This window comes from uncultured Lamprocystis sp. (genome assembly GCF_903933125.1).
GTDB lineage: Bacteria > Pseudomonadota > Gammaproteobacteria > Chromatiales > Chromatiaceae > Thiodictyon.
Genome location: NZ_CAIZIZ010000157.1, coordinates 1 through 7,239, shown reverse-complemented (window position 1 = coordinate 7,239; position 7,239 = coordinate 1). Strand labels below are relative to the sequence as shown.

Sequence of the window (7,239 nt, the reverse complement as noted above, 5' to 3'; positions counted from 1 at the left end):
TTCCACGGCGTTCCAAAATTCATCTGGAATTTCACGGTACATCATCACGCCCTCCGCTGCAGGAATGACCTCCCCCTGATACCTTATAGTCTATGAAAAATTTCCGGCCTTGAGCATTTATTGTGCCGGATGTCCTCTTAATCCCCAACCATTTTTTTCAGGAGTCGCCACGATGCAGGTCCGGGTTCTCGATGTTTTCGCCGATCCTGCGCCCTGGTTGGCGGTCGCTTCGGGCGAGGCCCGACTCACCCTCACCGCCGAACCCGGCCCGCGCGGTCCGGCGTTGCGGCTGGACTTCGACTTCCACGGCGGCGGTGGTTTCGTGGTCGCCCGCCGACCCCTCGGCCTCACCCTGCCGACGGCCTATACCCTGCGCTGCGACATCCGCGCCGCGGCACCGGCCAACCGCTTTGAGCTGAAACTGGCGGACCCCGCCAACGTCAACGTCTGGCGCTACAGCGCGCCCCAGTTCGATTTCACCGCCGACTGGCGCACGCTGGAGATCCGCGGCCGGGAGTTCGATTACGCCTGGGGCCCGGCCGGCGGCGGCGCGCCGACCGCCATCGGCGCCATCGAGTTCGCCATCGTCGCCGGTCCGGGCGGCCGGGGCACGGTGTGGCTGTCCGACCTGTGCCTGGTGGATCGCACCGTTCAGGTGCCGCCGCGCCTCTGCGCCTCCAGTCACCTGCCGGGGCATCCGCCCGCGGCGGTCCTGGACGGCCGCCCCGAGACGCACTGGCAAGCCGCACCCGCGCCGACCGCGGCCTGGCTCGCCATCGACTTCCACGAGCCGCGGGAATACGGCGGACTGGTGCTGCGCTGGGCTCCGGAGGCCTGCGGCTGCGCCTTCCAGGTGCTGGCCAGCGACGACGCGACCGACTGGCGAACCCTCTACTCGGCGACCCGTGCCGAGGGCACCGAGAGCTTCGTCTATTTGCCCCAAGGCGAGTCACGGCACCTGCGCCTGAACCTGGAGGCACCGGCAGGCCAGGATCTGCCGGGGCTCGCGGCCATCGAGATCCTGCCCTACGACGCCTCGCGCACCCTGAGCGACTGGTTCCACACGGTGGCCGGCTGCTCGGCGCGCGGGCGCTACCCACGCTGGCTCTGCCGGGAACAGACCTACTGGACCCCGGTGAATATCCCGGACGGCGGAGTTTGCGGACTGCTCAACGAGGATGGTTTGCTGGAACTGGACCGCGGCAGCCTGTCACTCGAACCCTTTCTCCTGGTCGACGGCACCCTGATCACCTGGGCCGACTGCACCATCACCCAGTCACTGGAACAGGATGAGCTACCCATCCCCTCCGCGCACTGGCGCCACGACGACCTGGCCCTGACCACCACCAGCTTCGCCATCGGCGACCCTGGGAAGGTGCTCCTCTGCGTGCGGTATCGGGTCGCGAACGACGGCGTGGGCGAACGGTCCATCACCCTCTTCGCCGCGCTGCGTCCCTTTCAGGTCACCCCGCCCTGGCAGGCGTTCGAGGGGCTCGGCGGACCCAGCCGGGTGCAGGATCTGGCCTGGCGTGACGGGGCCTTGTGGGTCAACGGCAGCAAGGCACTGGTGCCGCTGCAGGCGCCAAGCGGCGTCGGTCTCGCGCCCTTCGATCAGGGACCCATCACCGCCTACCTGGCGCGCGGCCTGCTCCCGGACGCGCTCGCGATCACCGACGACTTCGGCTCGGCCTCCGGCGCGCTGCGCTTCGATCTGGCCATCAGCGCGGGCGGCCATGCGGATGTGTATCTGGTGTCACCCCTGGGCGAGGTCGTACCCGGTACGCTCACCGGGCGGGTGCCGGAGCGCCTGGACGGGGCGGCGGCCTTCAGGCACGCGGTCAACCAGTGGTCAGCGGTGCTGGGACAGGTCCGATTCGACCTGCCGAAACCGGCCCAGTCCGCGGCCCGTACCTGCAAGACAGCCATTGCCCATGTGTTGACCAATCGGGACGGTCCGGCCTTGCAGCCTGGACCGCGCCGCTACACCCGCTCCTGGATCCGCGACGGCGCCGTTATGGCCGCCGCCCTGCTGCGCTTCGGGTGTCCCGCGGACGCCGCGGACTTTGTACGCTGGTATGCGCCCTTCCAGCGCGCGGACGGTAACGTCCCCTGCTGTGTCGACCGCAACGGGCCGGACTGGCTCGCGGAACACGACAGCCATGGCGAGTTGATCTTCGCGGTCGCCGATTATGTCCGCTTCACCGGCGACCGGGTGCTGTTGGACGAACTCTGGCCCAGGGTACAGTTGGCGGTCCGGTATCTGGAGCAGTTGCGCGCCACCCGGCTCACCGATGCGTACCGCGCACCCGAACACCGCGCCTGTTTCGGCCTCCTGCCCGAGTCGGTCAGCCACGAGGGGTACCTGGCGCAACCGGTCCATGCGTACTGGGACGACTTCTGGGCGCTGCGCGGGTTCAAGGACGCCTCCTTCCTGGCCGAGACGCGCGGCGACCTGCGCGAGTCCGCCCGGCTCGCCGCCCTGGCCGATGACTTCCGCACCACCCTCATGGATTCGATCGAACTGACCATGACCACCCGCGGCATCGACTACCTGCCCGGCTCGGTCGAATGGGCCGATCCGGACCCGACCGCGGTCGCCAACGCGCTGACCCTGATCGACGAGTTCCACGCCCTGCCGACGGCGGCCATGATCCGCACTTTCGAACTGTTCATGATGCGCTTTCGCGCCATGCACAGCGGTGCGGTTCCCTGGACCAATTACACCCCCTACGAGATCCGCATCATCGGCGCCCTGGTGCGGCTCGGCTGGCGGCGGGAGGCCCACGAACTGCTGGACTTCCACCTGGCCGAACGCCGGCCGCCGGCCTGGAACCAGTGGCCTGAGATCGCCTGGCACGACCCCCGCACCCCCGGCCATCAAGGCGATCTGCCCCACTCCTGGATCGGCGCCGAATACGCGCTGGTCTTCCGGGATCTGTTCGCCTATGAGCGGGAGGCCGATCACTCACTGGTGGTCGGTGCCGGCATCCCGGACCACTGGCTGGATGCCGGCGCGGTGGCGGTCACCGGCCTGCCGACCTGCTACGGCACGTTGGATCTGCGTCTATCGCGCACGCCCGACGGCGGCCTGACCCTGCTGCTGGGCGGCGACCTGCGCTTGCCGCCCGGCGGCATCCGTTTCGCCCCGCCGCTCGGCGAAGGCAGCTATCGCGTGTCGATCGATGGCCTGGAAGCCGACGCGCCCGAGCAGCAGGAGGTGCTGGTATCCGTGTTGCCCGCACGGGTGGTCCTGTGCCCGCTGGGTTGAGCCTCGGAGAAGGGTGCCAGCATCGGCAAGTCGAATCCGGTCCAGTGTCTGCCCCCTTGGAACCTTGTGATCGTGCCTCTACCTCGGGCTGGCCGTCGCTTCAATTGACTGGAAATGGGTATCCTTGCCAGGAACTTCCTAGCTGGAACACCTGATTCGGAGTCGGCCGCCTTGACCGACGCGGATATCGACCGATTCCGATCACCCTGGGGCCAACCGTACACCAAAACCACACTGGCATGGATGAGGGTGGGGTTCTTAATTCAAGACCGTCCGATACCTACGAACTCTTTGATTCGCCTAAGGCTGCAGCAACCGCGCCTTGGAAAACAGACTCTTCGGGCTTGATACCCGTCCATGCCTCGAAGATTTGCATTGCCAGTTGAACCAGCATCTCCACGCCATCAACGATCGCGCAGCCTTTAGCCTGAGCCATCTGCAAGAATGGAGTCATGCGGGGGTTGGTGATGACATCGACAACTGTTGTCGTGCTGGGAATACTGCTCCAGTTGAGCGGTACGGCCTCGAAGCCAGGCGCACAACCCAGATGAGTGGCGTTCATAAGTATCTGGGTACCCTCGGGAATCGCCACCTCGCCGACCCATTGCCGCCATTCGGCGGATACGCCTGAAGCTCGCTGAACCAGTTCGGCCACTTCCACACCTTGGGACTCACGCCGTGTGATGATGGTCATGTGCGATGCGCCTGCCCAGGCAAGCTCAACAGCCATGGCTCGCCCTGCGCCACCGGCGCCGAGCATTGCTATCCGCTTACCCTGTATCGGCGTTACTTTTTCGATGGCTTTGACGACCCCCTTACCGTCGTTGTTGTGTCCGACGAGACGACCATCCTCGATTGTCATATAGTTTGCGGCGCCGATCGCACGAACATCCTGATCGACTGCATCCAGGTAAGGAATAGCAGCCACTTTGTATGGGACGGTGATGCAGGCACCGGCGAACTGCAATGCCCTCACCCCTGCGATAGCCGCGGCGACCGCCTTTTCCGAAGTCACGTCGCATTTCCAGAACTGCCAGTGAAGGCCATAGTGGGCAAAAACCGCATCAAACATCCGATCGATCGGATTCTCTGCAACCGGGTGACCGAGCATACAGGTCAGCTGTTTTTGCGGGAGGAGCGCTGTTTCCGACATGAGTCTGTCTCCGTTATCAAGTGAAAGGTCAGTGAAGCCGCACGCGGATGTGACGGAAAATGATATCAGGACGGGAGGGCGATCACGCGGCGGCCTTGATCATCGTTTATGCGAGCGCAATGACCAACTTGCCGAAGTTCTTGCCCTGCAGCAGGCCGATGAAGGCCTCAGGTGCGTTCTCCAGGCCGAAAACGATGTCCTCGCGGACCTTGACCTTGCCTTGCTGCACCCACGCGCCCATTGCGTGCGCGAACTCGCCCCAGCGCGGCCCGTAGTCGTCGAACACGATGAAGCCCTGCATCTTGATGCGCTTGCGCAGCAGCGTGCCGACCAGCAGGCCCAGCCGGTCCGGACCCGCCGGCAGCGCGGTGTCGTTGTACGCGGCGATCAGCCCGCACACCGGGATGCGCGCCTTGGCGTTGAGCAAGGGCAGCACCACATCGAACACGGCGCCGCCGACGTTCTCGAAGTACAGGTCGATGCCCTTCGGGCAGGCGGCGGCCAGGCGTCCGGGCAGATCCTCGGCACGGTGATCGACGCCGCAGTCGAAGCCCAGTTCGTCGACCACATAGCGGCACTTGTCCGCGCCGCCCGCGATGCCCACCACGGTGCAGCCCTTGATCTTGGCGATCTGGCCGACCACCGAGCCGACCGCGCCGCTGGCAGCGGCGACGACGACGGTTTCACCGGCGACCGGGCGGCCGATGTCCAGCAGGCCCATGTAGGCGGTGAATCCCGGCATACCCAGCACGCCCAGCGCGCGCGAGGGGTGTGGCTCGGCGGACGCGATTGGCGTCAGGCCCGTGCCATCCGACAGCGCATAGTCCTGCCAGCCGGTGTAGCCGAGCACCAAGTCACCGACCTTGAAATCGCGATGCCGGGAGACCTCGACACGGGACACCGTGCCGCCGACCATCAGGTCGCCGATAGCCATGGGCGGCGCGTACGACGGAGCGTCACTCATACGGCCGCGCATGTAGGGATCCAGCGACAGGTACAGCGTGCGCAGCAGTACCTGGCCGGGGTCCGGTTGCGGCACCGGACCGCTTTCCATGCGGAAATTTTCGGCGGTCGGCGCACCGACCGGGCGGGCATTCAGGACGATACGGCGATTGACGGTGGTGCTTTGTGACATGGGGGCGGCCTGACTTCGACAGATTTGATGGATCGGTGAACAGCGTCGGCGCGGCGCTCAAGCAACGATAGGGGACGACATCGCGGTGGTCGGTGCGGCAGACAACCTTGAAACAGCCAGTTATAGCCATCGGACGTGATAGCCGGACGTAGGGGCGGGTTTTAAACCCGCCCCTACACGAGTGTCTGTCCGGATATCAGGTACGAAGGCTATGTACGGCTACTTCAACGCCTTGACCAGCGCATCGAACTGCGTATGGAGCGACTTGTCGTGCGCCGTCACCGGCGGAATCGGCTTGGTGATGCCCAGCAATTGGTACACCGCCAGCTGCGCCGCCCGCACCGAGAACTCCACCGTGAAGACCGTGTCTTGCGGGATCTCGACGAACTGGCTGATGAAGGCGAAGTTTTTCGTGTCGGAGGGTACCGGCAGCGGCCGGTCGCCGGGGGCGCGCGGCATGAACTGGCTGGTGATGTAGGGCATGCGGCAGGGGATGCAGTTGGCCGTGGCAACGGTGTCCGGGTCGAAGCGCAGGTGCCCGCAGAGTTCCGCAAGCAATTCCGCTCCCGTGCAGTCAGCCATCGCCTTGGGCACGAAGTTACCGATGCGATCCGGGAACAGCCCGTAACCCCAGAACACCTGCACGTCGGCCGGTTGGTTGGCGAAGTGCGGTTGGTGCGCCAGCACGATCGACATCAGCCAGTTCGAGTCCTTGAACGTCACCAGGCCGCCGGTGCCGGCCGCATTGCCGCTGAAGCGCTGCATCTGGTCGAAGAAGGCCGCGTCCTTCAGCGTGACGGTGAACGAGGCCCAATCCGACTGCGCGATGCAACTGTTGAATGCGGCGGGGTTGCCGAACGATGGCCGGCCTTCAGCCAATTTCTCCCATAGTGCCCAACTGCCGTCGTGGGTCTTACTCAGTTTCGCGGGCGCCGCGCTCATCGAGCCCAGGCTGGAGGCATCCGTCATCGAGCCGTTCTGCACGAAGACCAGATCGCCGTCTTCCAGTTGCATCGTTTCCGCCTGTCCCTTCAAGGTGCAGTGCAGCGCGATGACCTCGAACGTGCCATCGACGTCCTTGTGGTCGAGGTCGGTCACGATGCAGTCGGTGACCAGGCGCACCCCCTGTGCCGCGAGCCAGCGCTGCAAGGGCAGAACCAGCGAGTCGTACTGGTTCAGCACCGTGCGCTTGACGCCGGCGAGCGTCTCGATCCGCGAGAACTCCATCATGAAACGGTGCAGATAGCGCCGGAACTCCACGGCGCTGTGCCAGGGCTGGAAGGCGAAAGTGGTGGACCACATGAACCAGAACTCAGTCGCGAAGAAGGCCGGCGACAGGTGGTCGGTGATGCAACTCGTGCCGAGGGACGCTTCATCAGCATCGGCGAGCTCGAGCAACTCCAGCCGGTCGTGCATCGAGAAGCCCATCGATGCCACCGGCACCTTGGCCCGGCGGCGGTCGACCAGCCGCGCCATCGCGTTGGAGACATGCTGCTCGTTGAACGCCGCCGTCTCGTCGAAGACGCTGCGCCCGGGCTGCGTGAGCGACGGGATCGACTTGAACAGCGCCCAGGTGCATTCGTAGTTATCGGTGGTCAGCATCCGGCCGCCGCGCATGGAGTAGCCGCGCTCGGCATCGCCGGACCCGCGTCGAGTATCGAGATGTTCGCGCCGGGCATGCCG

Annotated in this window: 4 protein-coding genes; 1 reads left to right on the top strand and 3 read right to left on the bottom strand. The window is 65.4% G+C overall.

Annotated elements, in window-relative coordinates:
- Positions 1 to 172 precede the first annotated feature (172 nt).
- Positions 173 to 3,268: a discoidin domain-containing protein gene (locus tag QZY03_RS07720; RefSeq protein WP_295579808.1), complete on the top strand. Its 3,096-nt coding sequence runs from the start codon at positions 173 to 175 to the stop codon at positions 3,266 to 3,268.
- Between the two features lie 280 nt (positions 3,269 to 3,548).
- On the opposite strand, the gene QZY03_RS07715 is transcribed toward QZY03_RS07720, so the two are convergent.
- The 3 genes from QZY03_RS07715 to QZY03_RS07705 all read right to left on the bottom strand — a co-directional run.
- The gene (locus QZY03_RS07715; RefSeq protein WP_295579806.1) at positions 3,549 to 4,421 is read right to left on the bottom strand and encodes a shikimate dehydrogenase; all 873 of its coding nucleotides are present in this window, start codon (positions 4,419 to 4,421) and stop codon (positions 3,549 to 3,551) included.
- A gap of 106 nt (positions 4,422 to 4,527) precedes the next feature.
- Positions 4,528 to 5,556: an NADP-dependent oxidoreductase gene (locus QZY03_RS07710; protein ID WP_295579802.1), complete on the bottom strand. Its 1,029-nt coding sequence runs from the start codon at positions 5,554 to 5,556 to the stop codon at positions 4,528 to 4,530.
- Between the two features lie 219 nt (positions 5,557 to 5,775).
- On the bottom strand, positions 5,776 to 7,239 hold a 1,464-nt coding region (locus QZY03_RS07705), incomplete at its 5' end, for an oleate hydratase (RefSeq protein ID WP_295579800.1).